16 protein-coding genes are annotated in these 17,628 nt (G+C 44.2%); 8 read left to right on the forward strand and 8 right to left on the reverse strand.

Translation table 11 applies throughout. The features are described 5' to 3' along the window. Positions 1–13 precede the first annotated feature (13 nt). Genes AC04MM_RS02245 through AC04MM_RS02255 form a run of 3 tightly spaced genes read right to left on the reverse strand, consistent with a single transcriptional unit; the run spans position 14 to position 4,028 of the window. A complete protein-coding gene (locus AC04MM_RS02245) occupies positions 14–1,774 on the reverse strand; it encodes an ABC transporter ATP-binding protein (protein ID WP_475378685.1) in 1,761 nt (586 codons plus the stop codon). Continuing rightward, the gene (locus tag AC04MM_RS02250) at positions 1,771–3,450 is read right to left on the reverse strand and encodes an ATP-binding cassette domain-containing protein (RefSeq protein WP_475378686.1); all 1,680 of its coding nucleotides are present in this window, start codon (positions 3,448–3,450) and stop codon (positions 1,771–1,773) included. The genes AC04MM_RS02245 and AC04MM_RS02250 overlap by 4 nt, the downstream gene beginning before the upstream one ends. Further along, a complete protein-coding gene (locus AC04MM_RS02255) occupies positions 3,447–4,028 on the reverse strand; it encodes a 2OG-Fe(II) oxygenase (RefSeq protein WP_475378687.1) in 582 nt (193 codons plus the stop codon). Before AC04MM_RS02255 ends, AC04MM_RS02250 begins: the two co-directional genes overlap by 4 nt. Positions 4,029–4,050: 22 nt before the next feature. On the opposite strand from AC04MM_RS02255, the gene AC04MM_RS02260 reads away from it, so the two are divergent. The 3 genes from AC04MM_RS02260 to AC04MM_RS02270 all read left to right on the forward strand — a co-directional run bounded on the left by AC04MM_RS02260 (position 4,051) and on the right by AC04MM_RS02270 (position 6,471). Beyond that, entirely contained in the window at positions 4,051–5,199 is a 1,149-nt protein-coding gene (locus tag AC04MM_RS02260) for an FAD-dependent oxidoreductase (RefSeq protein WP_475378688.1), read from the forward strand. 24 nt (positions 5,200–5,223) lie between these two features. Next, a complete protein-coding gene (folE, locus tag AC04MM_RS02265; protein WP_475378689.1) occupies positions 5,224–5,907 on the forward strand; it encodes a GTP cyclohydrolase I FolE in 684 nt (227 codons plus the stop codon). Between the two features lie 81 nt (positions 5,908–5,988). Continuing rightward, entirely contained in the window at positions 5,989–6,471 is a 483-nt protein-coding gene (locus AC04MM_RS02270) for a VOC family protein (protein WP_475378690.1), read from the forward strand. 84 nt (positions 6,472–6,555) lie between these two features. Here the strand turns inward: AC04MM_RS02270 and pepN are convergent, their stop codons facing one another. Then, positions 6,556–9,159, reverse strand: a complete 2,604-nt coding sequence (gene pepN / locus AC04MM_RS02275) for an aminopeptidase N (RefSeq protein WP_475378691.1) — start codon at positions 9,157–9,159, stop codon at positions 6,556–6,558. A 75-nt stretch (positions 9,160–9,234) separates the two neighbouring features. Between pepN and AC04MM_RS02280 the strand changes: the two genes are divergently transcribed. Beyond that, complete coding sequence (locus AC04MM_RS02280; protein WP_475378692.1) at positions 9,235–10,200, forward strand: CorA family divalent cation transporter; 966 nt, start codon at positions 9,235–9,237, stop codon at positions 10,198–10,200. Here the strand turns inward: AC04MM_RS02280 and AC04MM_RS02285 are convergent, their stop codons facing one another. Further along, positions 10,201–11,340, reverse strand: a complete 1,140-nt coding sequence (locus tag AC04MM_RS02285; protein WP_475378693.1) for an alkaline phosphatase D family protein — start codon at positions 11,338–11,340, stop codon at positions 10,201–10,203. It lies immediately after the preceding gene. A 104-nt stretch (positions 11,341–11,444) separates the two neighbouring features. Here AC04MM_RS02285 and AC04MM_RS02290 point away from each other — a divergent pair, with 104 nt between their 5' ends. Beyond that, positions 11,445–11,816 (forward strand): PilZ domain-containing protein, encoded by a 372-nt coding sequence (locus AC04MM_RS02290; RefSeq protein WP_475378694.1) that lies wholly within the window; start codon positions 11,445–11,447, stop codon positions 11,814–11,816. Positions 11,817–11,869: 53 nt separating this feature from the next. Here AC04MM_RS02290 and rpsT read toward each other — a convergent pair whose 3' ends face one another. Continuing rightward, positions 11,870–12,139, reverse strand: a complete 270-nt coding sequence (rpsT, locus tag AC04MM_RS02295) for a 30S ribosomal protein S20 (protein ID WP_475379030.1) — start codon at positions 12,137–12,139, stop codon at positions 11,870–11,872. 19 nt (positions 12,140–12,158) lie between these two features. Here rpsT and murJ point away from each other — a divergent pair, with 19 nt between their 5' ends. The 3 genes from murJ to AC04MM_RS02310 are packed head-to-tail and all read left to right on the forward strand — an operon-like array spanning position 12,159 to position 14,804. Continuing rightward, a complete protein-coding gene (gene murJ, locus AC04MM_RS02300; protein WP_475378695.1) occupies positions 12,159–13,763 on the forward strand; it encodes a murein biosynthesis integral membrane protein MurJ in 1,605 nt (534 codons plus the stop codon). A gap of 40 nt (positions 13,764–13,803) precedes the next feature. Then, on the forward strand, positions 13,804–14,301 hold the full coding sequence (locus AC04MM_RS02305) for a C40 family peptidase (protein ID WP_475378696.1): 498 nt from the start codon (positions 13,804–13,806) through the stop codon (positions 14,299–14,301). Positions 14,302–14,342: 41 nt separating this feature from the next. Then, positions 14,343–14,804: a thermonuclease family protein gene (locus AC04MM_RS02310; RefSeq protein WP_475378697.1), complete on the forward strand. Its 462-nt coding sequence runs from the start codon at positions 14,343–14,345 to the stop codon at positions 14,802–14,804. A gap of 48 nt (positions 14,805–14,852) precedes the next feature. On the opposite strand, the gene AC04MM_RS02315 is transcribed toward AC04MM_RS02310, so the two are convergent. Both AC04MM_RS02315 and AC04MM_RS02320 read right to left on the reverse strand, forming a co-directional pair. Then, positions 14,853–15,503, reverse strand: a complete 651-nt coding sequence (locus AC04MM_RS02315; protein ID WP_475378698.1) for a hypothetical protein — start codon at positions 15,501–15,503, stop codon at positions 14,853–14,855. Positions 15,504–15,534: 31 nt separating this feature from the next. Then, on the reverse strand, positions 15,535–17,598 hold the full coding sequence (locus tag AC04MM_RS02320) for a tetratricopeptide repeat protein (protein ID WP_475378699.1): 2,064 nt from the start codon (positions 17,596–17,598) through the stop codon (positions 15,535–15,537). Positions 17,599–17,628: the final 30 nt, after the last annotated feature.

The raw sequence follows: 17,628 nt of genomic DNA on the forward strand, positions 1-17,628 counted from the left end.
CACGACCAAGTCATTATCGCGTTGCTTCGAATGCGCGTAAAACTTCCGGCGTTGAACCTAACATTTTTACCTGTCCGTTTTCAAGCCATAAAATTCTATCGCAATCCAAAACTGTCTGCAGTCTATGTGCTATTCGGATTTGTGTTTTATCGGCTAAAGTCTTTTTCAGAGCTAATTCGATTAATTTTTCTGATTGGGGATCGATGTTGGCTGTGGCCTCATCGAAAATGAAAATCTCGGCATTTTGCAGAAGTCCGCGGGCTAGACTTAGGAGTTGTTTTTCACCCTGTGAAAGGTTTTGTCCTTTCTCTTCCAGCATAAAATTTAATTGAAACTGTAATCCGACGAGTTTGAGCGTTTCGGTTAAGCGTTCGTTTGAAAACTGGTTAAACAGGTCTAAATTGTCTTTGATGGTGCCTTTAATGAAAAACTGATCCTGCGAAATCAGCGAAAACTGCCCACGGTGTTCTTCGATATCTGTTTTATAGGCATTATCAATCAGGATCACCCCCTGATTGAACGGGTACAGGCGTAACAGAGCTGCAATCAAAGTTGATTTTCCGGCGCCGGTGCGGCCAATGATGCCCAGCTTTTCCGAGGGCTGAAGTTTGAAAGAAACATTTGATAGCGTTGGCTGGCTTTGGCCAGGATAAGTCAGCGACAGATTCTCGACACTTAACTTAAATTCTGCGGGGACTTTGACGGCGGAAGTCTCAGGCTGAGATTTTGCCTTTACCTTTTTCGGGTGATGGGTTTCAAAGTCCGCATGCGCAGGAAGCAGAGCCCCTTCTTCGATCGGATTTCTGATAAACTCATCCATACGTTCAACGCCGACTAAGGCCTCTTCAAACTGTGAATACCACTCGAAAAACATCTGCAGGGTGTTGGTGGCTAAGATAGTAAACCCTAAGATCACCGCCACCTGGCCGGCACCGAGTTTACCTTCTTGCACCAGATACATTCCCAACAGACCGTTAGCTAAAAACAGTAAGGTCGAAATAATATTTAACTCGGTCGAAAAGCGCATAATGCTTTTAATGATGTTAAATTTGCTCGCGATATACAGATCATCTAATTTTAAAAATCGGCTGATAAAGGTTTTAACTTTGGCATTCTGGCGAATAGATAGACTGCCTTGCACAGTTTCGGAAAAATGTGCAACTGACGGGCCGCGCAGGATGGAAACTTCGCGGCGATGGCCGCGCAGTCGCAATTGGTTACGTTTTAAGATCAGGTAAAATCCAAGCCCTGCCAACGCCAGATTGATCACAAAATAAGGGTGCGTCAGTAAAATCAAAAGCGAAATACCGATCAGGTCAAAAATAATCGATAAAAACTCGGCCAGTGGCCCTCCGAATAAACGAAAGACATTGCCGTAGTCACTCGAAAAACGGGTGGTGATCTTACCGACCGGGGTATGGTCAAAATAGGATAGCGGGTAGCGCGATACTCGGTAAGTCGTCTCATCGTAAATGCGCGAAACCGCCAGGGCTGAAAGGCGCGAAAAGACCGTGCGGTACAAAACCGTGAAGACCGATGAAACTGCAAGCACGAATAACAGAGTTGTTGTCAGATTAACCAAATCTTCGCGCACTATAACTGGATGTGAATCATAAAACTTTGCAATCAGTTGAGCATTCGATAAAAAGATTAAACGTCCGACAAATCCCAGTAAGACCACCGCGATAATGCGCACTAAAAAAGGGCGGTACGCCTGAAGAAGCGTATCAAAGATTGATTTTGAAAAAGCTTTCTTGGTTTTGCCGGCGGTCACTGCACATCTCCGGCGATAAATTTCTGGTACTTCGTGTGCGTAATAAATTCGGCATAGGCACCATCAAACTTGATCTCGCCCTGTTCAAGGTAAATGACGCGGTCACAGTGTTTTAAAAATTCATAACGTTGGGTGATCACCAGAAAGCTATGCCCGTCTTTACGTAGCGTAAAAAGCGCTTGGATTAATTTTTTCTCGGTACCGACATCAACGGCGCTGAACGGGTCGTCTAGTAAAAAAATCGGCTGCGGGTTATAAAAAAGCCGCGCTAAATTCAAACGCTGTTTCTGACCGCCGGAAATATTTAACCCCCGTTCGCCGATCACGGTTTTAAGTCCGTCCGCAATACGGTCACCGGTCATATCAAACTGTGCCTGGGTCAGGGCCTTGTGCGCCCGCACTGAAGTTTCTTGCTGCTGTCGTTCGTCTTCGTGATATTCGAGTACGATATTTTCATTTAATGTCGCACTTAAAATAAACGGCTCTTGCGGAAGATAATTATGCGCCAGCTTATCTAATCGTTTCGCCGTAAATGGGGTTTCTTTCATGATGGATTTTAACAGCACCGATTTACCAGAGCCGATTGGGCCGATAAGGGCCACGACTTCGTGCTTTTTAATCGACAGGTTTATATTTTTTAAAACGGGTTTATCCTGAATGATTAAATTCAATTGATTCACAACCAGGGTTTCATCATCTTTAAGCGGGATATTTGGGTTATCAATATGATAAGTGGCATTTTTTAAACTGAAAAATTCTCCGGTGCGGCGGATCGAGGTCCAGGCATCAAACATCATGGTGAAAAACCACGGTAGCTGGCGCAGCGGTTTAGCCAAAAACACGCCCATTACCCACATCACCGCAATCAGATCAATATGTCCGATAAGTTCGTTATGCAGGTAAGCGATAAAAAACAGTACAGCTAAATTTAGCCAGAAGGTCACGCTCGATGAAATCGAGTTCATGATCTGACCATTAGTCACCATCGCAATACGGTTATTGGTTTCTTCGACGCGTTTTTTTATGATCTTAGATTCAAAGCCCTGAACCCAGTTTAATGATTTTAAACTTTTAATGTTCTGGATCCACTCGTTAACCAGACCCATGCGCTGGCCGGCTAAAACTTTAAACTGATAGAAAAAACCAGACTGCCTGCGGGCCAGCAGCAGATTGATCACCACGATGGCAAGGATCAGTATCAGAGTTAAACTGTACGGAATGTGATACACCAGATTCAGAAAGATCGGCGCTAAGATCAGCGGAAAAGCTGTCGTCAGGGCGTAGGGGATTGTTTGCTCGAGCCACATTGTACAGCTTGGAATATCAGTGGTGTAAAGTGCGACCATCTCGCCGACGGTTTTATGACTGGTGGTTAACGGCTTTAAACGTAAGATATGGTGATAGAGTTTTTCGGCCAGTTCTTTTTGCGTGATTAAGGCTTCGCGCTGGCCTAAAAAGTTAGTCAGCTGCAGGAAGATAAATGAAACCAGCGCCAGCAGGGTACAGATCAACAGGGGTGAAGCTGTTAGTTGCGTCATAAAATCACGCTGATAATAAGGCACCGCTAAACCGGCCAAGGTGGCTAAAAAGGCCAGCACCATAATCCCGATTCGCACCGCCAGTCGGTCAAATAAGATAAAATAAACTACATCTTTTTGTGAGTTCAGATTTTTCATACGCGAAACCATCCGGCGATGGATCTGCGTGAACTCGCGCTTGGTTCAACTTCGTGCGGAATATCACTGCGAAAGACGATCATCTGGCCAAAGTTCGGCAGCAGTTCAAAAATTTTCTGTTCACCGTTAAAGCCAATCAGCTTTCCGCCTAAGTGTTCATTCCAGTCGTGGTTAAGGTAGATCACAAACGAAAAAAAACGCCTATTATGATCAGCGGTCTGGTCGATGTGTTTTTTATAAAAATGGCCTTTGGGATATAAAGCAAAATGGCATTCAAGATGAGTCAGGCCGATGCGGAAATAATTTTTTAACTGCATAAGCAGTTGTTCAAGGTTTTCAAGCAGCAGCTTTTCGGTGGGGCTTTGACTCTTTTCTAACCAGTAGGTGTAGTCGTTGCGAATGGTCTTGGCCTGATCAGTGCTCTGTGTGATGGTGGCTGATTTTAATAAGCCCTGTTGTTCAACGTCTTTTAAACGCGCAAGCAAATCGCTGCAGATATCGGGGGGGAGAGAAATTGTCCCCCAGCCTGCTTCATCAACTTTTTGCATTAATTGCTCAAGATCGTTTGTGCGGAACATTTTTTCACGCTAGCATAACTTTATGTCGAAGCCTAGTCGTTTGAAATGTCGCTCTGGAATTAACCGTCGTCAGTTTCTCACCACAGCATTGTGGGGATCGGCGGGGCTTTCATTATTGCCGCTTTTATCGTCTTGTTCGACATTGGATGAATATCTCATCGAAGACCAGTTTGATTTTGAGAATGAAGTCGTCATTATCGGCGGCGGTATTGCCGGCCTTTATGCTGCCTACGAACTTAAAAAAAATAAAATTCCATTTAAAATTTTCGAAGCGTCATCGCGTTTGGGCGGAAAAATCCAAACCATCGACAAAACAGAGTGGGGCGCTTTTGAATTCCGTAAAAATGACACGATCCTTACCGGCTTAACCAAAGAGCTCAATTTACAGCGTATGGATCTGGATGCCAAAACATGGACGCTAAAGCGCGGTGCTTCCGCCCTGGTTGAAGAACTGTCAGAGATTGTGCAGGGACTGATCCCGGAAAAGCAGATCCGTTTGCAGCATCAGCTGGTATCGGTGCGTAAACTGGGATCCCGTTATCAATTGATTTTTCAGACCGGTCAGCGTGAGAGAATGTACTTTGCGCGCAAAGTGATTCTGGCGCTGCCGCAGTCAGGTTTGATGAAACTGCGCCAGATCCAGGAGATCAAAGAGATTAAGCCGATCTTAAATCAATTGGCCCAAGCCCGGAACTGGGCCAATATCCGCGTGGTGGTGCCGGCTAAGCAGATCAGCGCTAACTTTAAAAAAGGGCTGCGCGTAAATACAGATCTGGTCGAACAGGTGTTTTATAAAATGACATCACAACAGACAGCCCAGATCGCTGCTCAACGCCGCGGCGAACAGGTGTTATTTACCTTTCGCATGGCTTTGGATCATCCGCTGCGTCCGATTCAGCATTTAGAAGGCTATATGCAAAAGGTAACTTCTGCAGATTTTGCGTTAAATGCCGATAACACCAAAGACTGGGGAATGGATGCCCTGGATTCACGTTCGTTGCAGGAAATTGATGTGCGTTCGATTGCCGTTCCTTCGGGTAAATTACGTATCGTCTGCGAGTCGTTTGTACCGGTGACAGAAATGCCGATGTCTTTGGCAAATAAGTCATCAATCGAGAACCTATTGCATCTGGTGGATCAAGAAGTGCAGTTTTTTAAATTGGATATATAGCCAAGATAGACTATATCTAGCTCCATGGCGGCAAAGAAAAAAACTGTTAAATCAGCAAAATCCAGAAAACAATCTCATGCTCATAAGGTCTTAGAAAACGTATTGGCTTCTCCAACGGTTGAAACCAATATGACCACGGATCAAAAAATCGAAGAAATTAAATTCCATTTTTCGCAGATCATGAATGTGCTTGGTCTTGATCTTAATGACGACAGTCTGCAGGATACGCCAAAACGCCTGGCAAAAATGTACGTTAATGAAATCTTTGCCGGCCTGCATGTTGAAAACTTTCCTTCGATGACCGTGATCGAAAATAAAATGAAGTATGATCAGATGGTGTGTGTACAAAACATCGAAGTGATGTCGATGTGTGAACACCATTTTCAGCCGATTGATGGTTTTGCCACGGTGGCTTATATCCCGAAAAAGAAAGTGATCGGTTTATCAAAAATTAACCGGATTGTTGAATTTTTCTCGCGTCGCCCGCAGGTACAAGAGCGTCTGACCAAACAGATTGCTGACTGCTTACAGTATATCTTAGAAACTGAAGACATCGCAGTGCATATCAATGCAAGACATTACTGCGTGATTGCCCGCGGTATCCGTGATTCGCACAGCTCGACTACGACCGCTGATTTACGCGGTGAATTTAAAGTCAGCGGCGATACGCGCTCTGAGTTTCTGAAGCAGTGCCGTAACCAAATTTAATTCAATAACGACTGGCATAAGTCGATCTGCGTCTCTCAAATTTTGTGCTCGAATAATCGTGTACATAAAAAGGAGAACGTAATGGCAAAAAAAATCCCAGAAGGTTACAATTCTGTAACCCCTTACTTGGTAGTTAATGATGCCCCCACAGCGATTGAGTTTTATAAACGCGCTTTCGGTGCTGAAGAATTGTTTCGTCTGGACGGCCCGGACGGCAAAGTAATGCATGCTGAAATTAAAATCGGAAATTCAGTTTTAATGCTGACCTCAGAAATGGAGTCAGAAAAACCGGGCATGAAATGGCAGGGGCCGATGGCCTTAAAAGGCACGCCGGTCTCATTTATGCTTTATGTTGAAGATGTTGATGCTGCCGCCAAAAAAGCCAGTGAAGCGGGGATGCAAACACTGATGCCGGTTGAAAACCAGTTTTACGGCGACCGCAGCGGAACTTTTAAAGATCCGTTTGGCCATATCTGGACACTGGCAACGCACATCGAAGATGTGCCGATGGAATTAATGAAACAAAAAATGAACGAAATGTACTCCAAGGGCGCTAAACCTTAGCGGAAATTTTGTTTTTTACCCACACCTCATTGCTTGGGGTGTGGGTTTTTGAGCTGCGCACAAAGATGCGAAGCTCGCCCAGGACTATAAAGTTTTTTCTAATAATTCGCGCGCGTTCTTCGATAAGCCATCAGTTGCAAGAATTCTCTGAATTTCAGTTTGTGCTAAAGCCTTAAGTTCTGCCGGTAATTTTTTGGTAAAAGCAAAAGCCTGAGCCATTCGGGCTGCGACCTGCGGGTTTAACTTATCAATTCGGATCAGTTCATCGGCAAACCATTTATACGTCTCAAACTTGTCAGTGTGGAAATTTAAATAATTGCCGCCGAAAGCCCCATGCAGGCTGTAGATGTTATTCGGGTTAGTCGCATCATAGCCTTTAGCAACTGTTGCGGCCTGAATACGTTCAAACGTTAACGGCGAAGAGCTTGATGCCTGCACCGATAACCATTTATTAAAGACCACGCTGTCGGTGTGCCAAGCAGCATGAAAGTCTTTAAGCGCTGATTCGGTGGCCGCCGTCTGTACTTCGCATAAAATACTTAAAGCTGAAATTTTATCGGTCATGTTTTTGGCCTTGTTGTACTGGGTTTCGGCCAGCGTAATCCATTCTGATTTTTCAGTCGCAATACCAAAACCTAAGACTTTATTTTTTAAAGCGCGGTCGCCAATCGTGTTTTTATCGTTATGTTTATTATAGGTTGCCATCAGGTCGCTGTGAAAGGTGTTGGCAAAAGCTTTTCTGATCGCCAGTTTGGCCTGAAAGAACGCCTGCGGGTCTAGTAGTGCTTGCTCTTGCGCCAACTGTGAATCGGATGGCATTGATAAGATCAGGGCTTTAAACTGCGGATCAATTGCCTGGTCGTTTAATACGTATCCCAAGGCATTAATGATCTCAGCCTGAGGGACCAGATCTTTTTTAGCCTGAAAGTCAGCGATTAAACGCTGAGTTTCATCGAACAACATTTTGCTGCACGATTCGCGGCGGTTAAAGGCATCGGTATCAAATTTAATTAAATGTAAAAGGTCTGCATTGGAACGGCTCCATCTTAATTTAACCGGTGCAGAGAATTCACGGTTCAGTGAAACTACCGGACGTGTTGTTAAGCCGTTGAAGGTCCACGTCTGTGATTTTTCTTTCAGGTGCAGCACTTGGTTGTGCGCCGATATTTCTTTGCCTTCAGCATCGATTAAGCCAAACGCCAGCGGGATATGAAAAGGCAATTTGGTTTTGCCGTCCTGTTTTTCAGCTACGGTTAATTCGCAATCCTGACTTAACGTTAAAGTTAAAGTGCCGCTAGCCGGGTCATATTTTTCGTTAACGCTCACGTGCGGGGTGCCGGCCTGCGAGTACCACAGTTTAAACTGCGTAAAATCAGCCTTGTTCGGCGCTGCGATCGCATCGGCAAAATCAATGATCGTAACCGCTTGGCCATCGTGACGTTTAAAGTATTCATCCATCCCTTTTCTGAAGCCGTCACGGCCAACAATTGTCTGCATCATGCGGATGACTTCGGCGCCTTTTTCGTAAATGGTTGCGGTGTAGAAGTTATCAACGGCTAAACATGATTCAGGGCGCACCGGGTGCGCATTAGGGCCGGCATCTTCAGAAAACTGGCGGGTGCGAAGTGAATCAACGTCTTTAATTCTTTGCACCGGGCGTGAGTTCATATCTGCCGAAAATTCCTGGTCGCGGAAAACAGTTAAGCCTTCTTTTAGCGATAGTTCAAACCAGTTACGGCAAGTGACACGGTTACCGGTCCAGTTATGGAAGTATTCATGGCCGACAACTGATTCAATTAATTCAAAGTCTGTATCGGTTGCTGATTTTTCGTCAGCTAAGACTAAACGTGAATTAAACACGTTTAAGCCTTTGTTCTCCATGGCGCCCATATTAAAATCATCGATTGAGACGATCATGTACTGGTTTAAGTCGTACTCTAAGCCCCAGCGCTCTTCATCCCATTGCATCGATTTTTGTAATGACACCATGGCATGTTTGCAGCGCTCTTGTTTTCCGTGTGGGGCATACACTTCCAGTTTAACGGTTTTGCCGGATTTGGTTTTAAACGTGTCAGTGATCACGCCCATATCGCCGGCAACCAGCGCAAATAGATAACTAGGTTTTTTAAATGGGTCTTTCCACATCGCATGGTGACGGCCGTTACCCAGTGATTTTTTGCTGATACAATCGCCGTTCGATAAAAGGTGCGGGTATTTTTTTTCGTCAGCTTCGATTTCAACCGTGTAGCTGGTCATCACATCCGGACGGTCAAGAAAGTAAGTGATTTTTCTAAAACTTTCGGCTTCGCACTGGGTGCAGAAAATACCGCCGGATAAGTATAAGCCTTCGCAGGATTTATTGGCTTCAGGATTAATTTCAACTTCTGATTGCAGCAAAAACTCAGCCGGTACATCTTTGATGGTGAGAGTTTCGCCTTCAATCTGAAAACGCGAAGCCGGCAGTTTTTCGCCGTTGATCGCCAGACTTAAAAGTTTAACGTGTTCGCCACCGGCCAGAACCAGGTCTTTGGCTTGACTGACGCGCACGAAATTAATCTTAGCGGTCACGATGGTTTTGGTTTCATGTAAATTAAAATAAAGATGAGTATCTTTGATGGTAAATTCCGGGGCTTTGTAGTCGGTTAGATAAATACGGGTCGGCGAGTTAGAGTGCTGATCTTGTTTCATAAATGTTACCTCTTGCGTGTCTAGAATACGCCCAGTAAAGTAACCCTATCGTAGGATTTTCTCAAGAGTGGAGCTATGGCTATAGGGCAAATTTTATTTTCGAATAGACATTTTCAATGGACCGACGTCGCCTCGCCAGGGGGCGAGCAGTTTCACGCGCTGGCAAGCGATTTAGACCTGCCTCAGGCTATCATCGAAAATTGTTTAAACCCGGATTACCTTCCGCACGTTGAAAACTATGGGTCGACTCGCTTTGTTATTATGCGGCTGCCAGAGCCGAATTCCAATGTTAAGGCCGATTCTGTGCAGGAGTTGACTACTAAAGTGGCGCTTTTTATCACCGCTGACAAGGTCTATACGGTTCACCGTATTGCCCATTTAGCGTGTCTATCTCGCATTGCGACCACCTTAAATGAAGTTCAGCGTATGGGGCAGGCTGAAAGCATGGGGTTAAATAATCTCTTAGGGCTGCTCTTTGAAGAAATGGCCGATGGTTTTGAGCAGCCGTTAAATCAGCTGGAAGCCAGCATGGAAAAATTTGAAGAAAACATCTTCAACCACAAACGTTCTAAAGCGCTGTTGCAAGAAGGTTACTACATTAAACGCAAAGCTTCGGCGTACCGTAAAGTTTTAAAGTACTCGATCGATATTTTAACTAAACTCGCGGCCAAACAAGAACTGTGGCAGGATAGCCGCGATAAATTAGAGCGCAATTTGTTCTACGCAGATGACGTGTTTGAAAACACGCAGGGTTTATTGAGTTTACATTTATCAATTGCTTCACAGCGCACCAACGAAGCATCGTTTCGCACCAATGAAATTATGCGTGTCTTAACGGTTTTAACTATTTTTTTCTTGCCGTTAAATTTTATTGCCGGCGTTTTTGGAATGAACTTTGCCCATATCCCCGGACTGCAAACTGAGTGGGGATTCTGGGTTTCTATCGGCATTATGGTTTGTATATCAATTGCCCTCTTTGGTTATATCGCCGTTAAAGGCTGGTTAGGCCCAGTAGATACGAATATAAATTACCGTAAGTAATTAGAACTTAATATCCTGTTCAAGCTGTGTTTTGTTGTCGATGTCGACGATTTTTGCCGATAGGGTGCGTTTGCTCCAGTCGATCAAAAGCGTGCCGAAGTTGGTTTTTAAAAAGCTCGGTGCGGTGTATGATTTGTCGATTTCCGGAGTTGAATTGCGTGACGGTTTATTCAGTGAGCTCGCAGTCACTTCATAGATTGTACCCAGGCCCTTGACCTCTTCTTTGGCAATCGAAGCCAGGTGGCGGTCGCCTGACAGAATCACCGTGTTTTTTGCTTTACGTTTTTTTAGTAAGTTAAAAAATCTCTCACGCTCTTTTGGAAAGTTACCCCATTTTTCAAAGTAGTGATCATTCGGGATCAGCTGAATCGATGATACGATTAAACGCAAGTTGGCAGGTTTTGCCAGTTCCTGATCTAACCATTTCCATTGTTCATCAGATAGGATGCGCGCTTTCGGGTCTTCGCTGGGTAAAAAAATCTTTGGCGGTTGTTCGGTGTTGGTCTCCGGATTGTAGTTCGGGTTTTTGACCAGTGGTGAGCGATCCCAGCGGGTATCCAGCAGAATGATCTGCACTTTGCGTTTATTACTGCCGATCATACGGCTGTGGTAAATGCCCTGCTGATCCTTCGGCATCGTAAATTTTAAATAGCTCCAGTAATTTAAAAACACTCTGCGGGCTTCATCTTTTTCCGGGTTGTCGCCGCCGCCGTCGTTTTGCCCGTAGTCATGGTCATCCCACATCGCTAAAAACGGGATCGCTTCACGCAATTCTTTATATTCGGCAATCTGGTTCATTTTGATGTACTGGTCGACGATCGGTTTATCATCTTTTTTCGAAGCATAAACATTGTCGCCCATCATAATAAATAACTGAGGGTTAGCCTGTTTGATGGTTTTCCAGATCGGTTGCGGTTGGTTCTGATCCGAACATGAACCAAGACCGATTAAAGTAAGTTCTTTACTGGTGTCCAGACTGCGGTAAGGAATATTTAACAGTGCCTCTTTTGAGCTATCCACCATCGGGCGGTTTTTAGCTTTGTTGTTGTTAGTGCTGTTGCTGTTAAGGATGGAAGTGCCAGCACAGCCGGCGATTAAAGTTGATGTGATTAGCGCTGAAATCAAAGTGTGTTTTTTCATGCGTCAATCATATCGAAATTAGCCTAAAAGGGAATTCGCTTAAAGCGCCAACGCTGGGCCAAGGTCTAGTTTGGATTTGTTCTTAGGCAGCCGATAAAGAAGCTATGGAAATACATAACGAAGGCCCAAAAAGAAAATATCCCCGAACCCATTTTAAAAAGCCGGTGGCATTTACCTGTAAAGGGTATTCAGAAGTCACGAGCGGAGTTGAGATCGGTGAAGGCGGTATTTCACTTCAGACTGAAATGACCCTGGATCTAAACAGTGCGATTGTTGTGAATTTCTATATCCCGAACGGGGGATTCTTTTGCTTAAGAGCGATCGTGCGTAACACCGTCGACGGGCAGGCTACAAAACCAGGTCACACCGTTTACGGCTTAAGCTTTACCGATGTGAGTTTGTCGTTAAAACGACAAATCCGAGCCTATGTAGCTCGGACCAGTCATGAACAAGAAAAGTTCAAAGTTTTAATCTAAACCCTTAAGGTTCAAATAGCTATGGGGATTAGCCAGCCAGGGGCTTAAGCTAATTACTTGCCCGCAGCTTTTTGAACTTGAGAAGTTAAGCGACCAACTTTACGAGAAGCTGTAGCTTTAGTGAAAACACCTTTTTGAGCTGCTTTCATGATTTTAGAAACATATGCAGATAATAAAGTTTGCGCAGCTTTTACGTCTTTATTTTTTAAAGCTGATGCTAATGCTTTTTCAGCTGTACGAACTACAGATTTACGAGCTGTATTGATAGCGTTTTTCTTAACGGCTTGACGAGCTCTTTTAGCTGCTGACTTATGTTGTGCCAAGGTATAACCTCCAAGTAATATGTCTGACATTTCAGAACGAACACAAATAGCTAACACACCAGATCAGTCGAAGCAAGCAGGTATTCTAAAAAATGCTCTTAAAATGGCCTTCGGGACCATGACTAGCCGGGCATTAGGGTTAGTTCGTGAAAGTCTGCTGGCGGCGCTATTTGATAAGCAAATTACCGATGCCTGGGCGGCAGCGTTTCGTATTCCTAATATGTTTCGCCGCTTGTTAGGTGAAGGTTCGTTATCGGTCAGTTTTATCCCAATTTTTGTTGAGGCTCACCATGAGGGTCGCGAAAGAGCCCAAAATCTGGTCAATTCCTTCTACACGCTGCTGCTCTTAGTGCTTTCGGTCATCACCGTAGCTGGCGTTGTCTACCCGGATCCTTTGTTAAACCTGGTGTTAGACCCTGACTATATCGCCAATACCGAAAAGTTCCTGATCACCAAACAGATGGCGCAGATCATGTTCGGGTTTGTGTTTTTTATTTCAAGTTTTGCGTTTTTTATGGGGATATTAAATGCGCTGGGTGAATTTTTCTGGCCGGCGCTGGCGCCGACGTTCTGGAATATTGCCATGGTGGTTTCCACGTTGTGGCCACAGTCCTGGTTATCTGAAGCGGCCAGAAAAAACGGGTCGCAACTGGCGTGGGGTGTATTGATCGGCGGTATTTTGCAGGCCGCAGTTCTTATCCCGGCGCTTCGTAAAGCGGGATTTTTACCTAAGCTTTCTTTTGATTTTAAAAACCGCGATGTGCTTAAAGTGTTTCGCAATATGGGGCCGGGGTTAATTGGGCTTGGTTTGTTGCAGTTTACAACCATCGTGAACCTGCGTTTTGCTTCCAGTTTACAAGAGGGAACAATTTCTTATATCAACTATGTTGATCGTTTGATCGAATTGCCATTGTCATTAATTTCAGTGAGTCTCGGTACGGCATTGCTTCCGGTGTTATCAAAGTTCTGGGTGCAGAATAAAAAGCAGGAAATGGCTGAGCAGACCAGACATTATTTGGAATTAAATTTATTCGTTTCAATCGCTGCGGCCTGCGGCTTATTTGTATTGGCTGAACCGATCATGGATTTATTATTTGGTCGCGGACGTTTTACCGCCGGTGATGTGCAGACGGCGAGTCTGATTTTAAAAACCTATTGCTGGATTATGGTGTTTTCAAGCGGGGTGCGTGTGTTAACACCGGCTTACTATGCGATTAAAAACACCTGGTTTCCGGCTATGTTATCTGCTGGTTGTTTAGTGATTCACATTTTTCTGGCGCCGGTATTGATGGCTAAGTGGGGCGTGCAGGGGTTAATGGTTTCTACGATAACCTCAGCGGCTGTGAATTTAACCATGTTATTATTTTTCTACCGCTTTTTAATCTTTGATTTTCCGTACTTAAAATTTCTGGCAAGCCTGGTTAAATTTGCCTTTGTCGGTGTAGCGGTTATTTTTGTGGCGCAGGTGTATTTTATATTCAAGCCGCATATGCCGAGCTATCTGGCGCTGGCACTGACCATCGCGCTGGTTATTGCCGGATTTTTTGCCGTGGCGATGCAAATTTTTCCTGCGGAATTCGGGCGTCTGGCTAAAAAAGTCATGGGCCGTATCAGCCGTAAGTAATTCATGGACACCTTAAAAGGCCAGTGTTAGGTCATTGGCTATGAAGCATTTTGCGATCGTCTTATTATTTTCACTATCAGTTAAGGCCCGCGTAACAGTGGCCTTTATCGAAATGCGTAATTGGCACGGGCAAGTCATTCAGCTTGAACCGGGTGGACGTTTTGCCCACTCAGCGATTTCATATAAAGGACTTTGGCTGCAGGCACATCCGGTTCGTGGTGTTGAGTTGGTGTCGATCGAACAAATCCGTAAAATGGGTGAGATCAAAGAATTTGTTGATGTGCCAAATCTTGAAGAACTTGATGACGATAAAGTAAGTTCTCTTTTAGGTAAGCCATTTGATCATGGTTATATCTGGGACGACGAGAAAATCTATTGCTCTGAATTAATCGCTAAACTTCTGGATTTGCCGACGAAGCCAATGGTGTTTTCTGATTCCTGGCCTAAGTCATACCAGGATTTAAATGGTCTGCCGGGTCTTTCTCCGGACGGTGTTTACCAACAGCTCAAGCAGCAAAAGGCGCAGTCTGAGCAATAGATTTTTCTTTGCAAATAACGGCTGCATGCTATGCTTTAACTATGAAACTAAGTATTGCAGCCTTGATTGTTTTTTTCTCGTTAACTTCTTATTCTGACCAGTGCACCCATACGGCGACCGCATTTAACTGTGTTAAATACCTTAAAAATTACGATGCCGACACGATCACGTTTCACATCCCGAATGTGCACCCGCTGATCGGGGAGAAGATCAGTGTGCGGGTTAAGCATATCGACTCGCCCGAGATCAAAGGAAAACAGCCGTGCGAAAAAGATGTGGCCCGCACGTCAAAGCGTTTAATCGAGAACATGCTAAAAAATGCCAAGCGTATTGATCTGGTAAATATCGAGCGCGATAAATATTTTCGTATCTTGGCCGATGTGAAAGTAGACGGTAAAGACATTGCCGAGACTTTGATTAAGAATAATTTAGCCTATGCCTACGAAGGGGCGACCAAAGAAAAAATCAACTGGTGTAAGCGCGGCGTTGCTTCACAAAAATAAAAAAAGCCGCGGCAGACGCGGCTTTTATAGTTGGGTACGGCCTACCGATTACTTGTTTTCTTTTAAGCCTTGGTAGGTTTCGGAAATTTTTTCCTGCTTATCGACTTCAGCTGACCACTTTTTGGCTTCGCCTTCGTAAGATTTCTTTTTGCTGTTCCAGGCTACTTCCTGAGAAGCTAAACCGCGTAAAGCTTCGATGGCCTTGCTTTCCTGCGCACGTAATTCTGATTCACGGCTTTTCCATGATTTTTTCTCGTCAGCCACCATTTCCATCTGTTTTTTGTAGTCAGCAATCAGCTGCTCGCGTTTTTTCTGGTTGTCAGTGATTTTAGTCGTTAATGCTAAAAGCTCTTTTAACTGCTTTTCTTCTTCAGCACGTTTTTGCTCTTCGGCTGCGATTAAAGCCAGTAGTTCTTTTTCTTGCAGAACCACTTTTTTAAGAGCTTCGTTGTTGTTTAAAATTTCAGTATTTACTGTATCTTTTTGTTTTTGTGCCTGACCTTTGGCTTTACCGATTTCGGTCATATTGCCGTTGATAATGCTTAGGTTTTTTTCGTAATCAACTTTGTTGGCCTTAGCGGTTTCAACATTGATTTTGATTTTATCAAGACCTTGCTGGGCCGTGTACGGATCAGCCAATGTCTGTAAAGAGGCCAGGGTAATTAAAGCTGCGATCAATTTGTTTTTATTCTGTTTCATAAGTTATTCCTTTATTAAAAAATTAAATTAATTAGCCGTCGCTGTCTTTGCCGGCATCTGTTGAAGCATTTTCAGAGCTCGGGGTGCGCTCTTCATCCTGTGGACAGACGTTTTTTAATGATGAGCGGTAATGGCCGATCTCGTCATCCCAGACTTCACCTTTAAATTTCCAGGCATAGTTATCCTTATCGTCCGGTGTTAAAGAAGCTGGCGCTTTATCGCCTGGTTTAACTTCGCCACCGGCCATTTGGTAACGGATATGTTCACCGGCACCAGAATAAATTTCATAACTTAATACTTCCTGCTGGTCGATCAAACGGTCAAGCGAAGCAACCAGTTCGCCAAAGCGTACTTGTAAGTTTTTGCCGGCTTTTTCACGCAGAACGTTTTCTTCTTTAACCAAACGGTTTAAAGCAGCTTCACGCATTTTTTTGATACCGTTTCTTGCGCGTGAATAGATTAAGTGCTCAACGCCGCGGGAAAGATACTTTTTCTCTAATTTACGAAGACTATCGCCTTTTTTACCGTCACGTTGCGCCTGGGTAAATTCGTTCTTTGCTTTTAACATTTCTAAGCGGGCTTCACGCTCTTTACGGATCAGATCAATCGTCACTTTATTAAAGCGTGAGTTTTCATCTTCGTAAGCGTTAATTTGTGCCTGAATATTCATGTAAGTCGGGTGGCGGCCAAGTTCGACAACGAACGAACGCGGTACACCGTCAAAGATTTCCTGTTTCGGATTTTTTAAGAATGCCTTTACCAGGTCGTAGTAAGCCATACCTTGTGAGTTTGACTTTTGGTAGGATTCTAAGTCCTGCTGGATCTGTTTATAACGTTTATTTAAATCTTCTAGGACGTGCACACCGTCACCGTACTGGCAAAGATTTAAATAGCCCACCGTGCGCACTACGTACGTCTCCGGGGCATAGGCTTTCGAGAAAAATTCAGTATGCAGGGTAAACATGTTACCGGCAGCACCGATGTTGTCGTTGGCTAAGATCTGTGTCCAGGCCTGTTCAACCATACTTTGTAACCATTGGCCCGAAGTTTTGTCTACTAACAGGTAATATTTGTAAGCAGATTTATATTCGCCTTTCTGGAAATATAAACGTGCCAGGGTTAAAGCCGTTAAGTTTCTGATTGTATCTTTTTTCTTTTCTTCAACTAGTGGCCATAAGACTTCAAGTTCAGTGATGCCTTCGTCAAGCTGGCCACGGCGGTAATTTAAAATCGCCTTAAGCAAGGTTCCTTCTTTGTATTCAGGGGCGTCGGTCGGAATCATTAACAAGGCATTTTCAAATTCTTTTAAATCACCTTTTTCAGAAAAGTATTTGGCTTTTTTAAGTAAATACTGCGGATGATTTACCGTATCTACGTCCAAAGATTTCGCTACCGGATCAATTAATTCAATATCAGAGACCTGTAGGTATTGCATATTTTTTACCAATGATTCAACGGCCATTTTTTTAATCATTGGATCTTTGGCTTCTTTGGCGACCTGTAACATTTTTTCGCGGAACTCAGAGTAAAGCTTTAAGCCTAAAGCTGTTTCGGCGTAATGGTAAGTGGCCTGCTGCGTGTACGCCGGCACTTCCATTAATTCGACAAACAGTGGCATCGCTAAATCGTAGCGTTTGTTGTACTCCATAAAAATTAAGGCCTGAATCATTTTGTATTCTTCGGGCTTAATTTCTACCAGGTTTTTAACATCAGACTCTGGCTCGTTTAACAAGGGTTCGGGTCCTAAATCCAGCGGCTTAACAACCGGGATCTGGGCGATATGGTCAGGTTTTACAACGGCTTTAGCCTGCTCAAGAATCGGCAGCGGCTGAAATTTCGGAATCACAACTAAATCCGGTGATTTTCCGGCTTTGGCTTTGATTTCAACAAAGGTTTTGGCTGAAGGCATCTGAATGCTGACGTCTTTAGGCTGAAACGTTTTTTCCGTTGGTAAGTTTACGCGGTTAAGTGTTGTGATCTTAGGGCCGGCAGGTTGAGCTGCTTTTTTCGGGGCCGCTTTTTGTGCGTGAGCAGTCACTAACGCCAGTGTTGCTACGGTAAAAGTACAGGCAAGAATGATTCTGTTTTTAGCCATGAAACTTCATATTTACTTCATCCTTTTTAA

Source organism: Bdellovibrio sp. SBM16 (assembly GCF_056175625.1).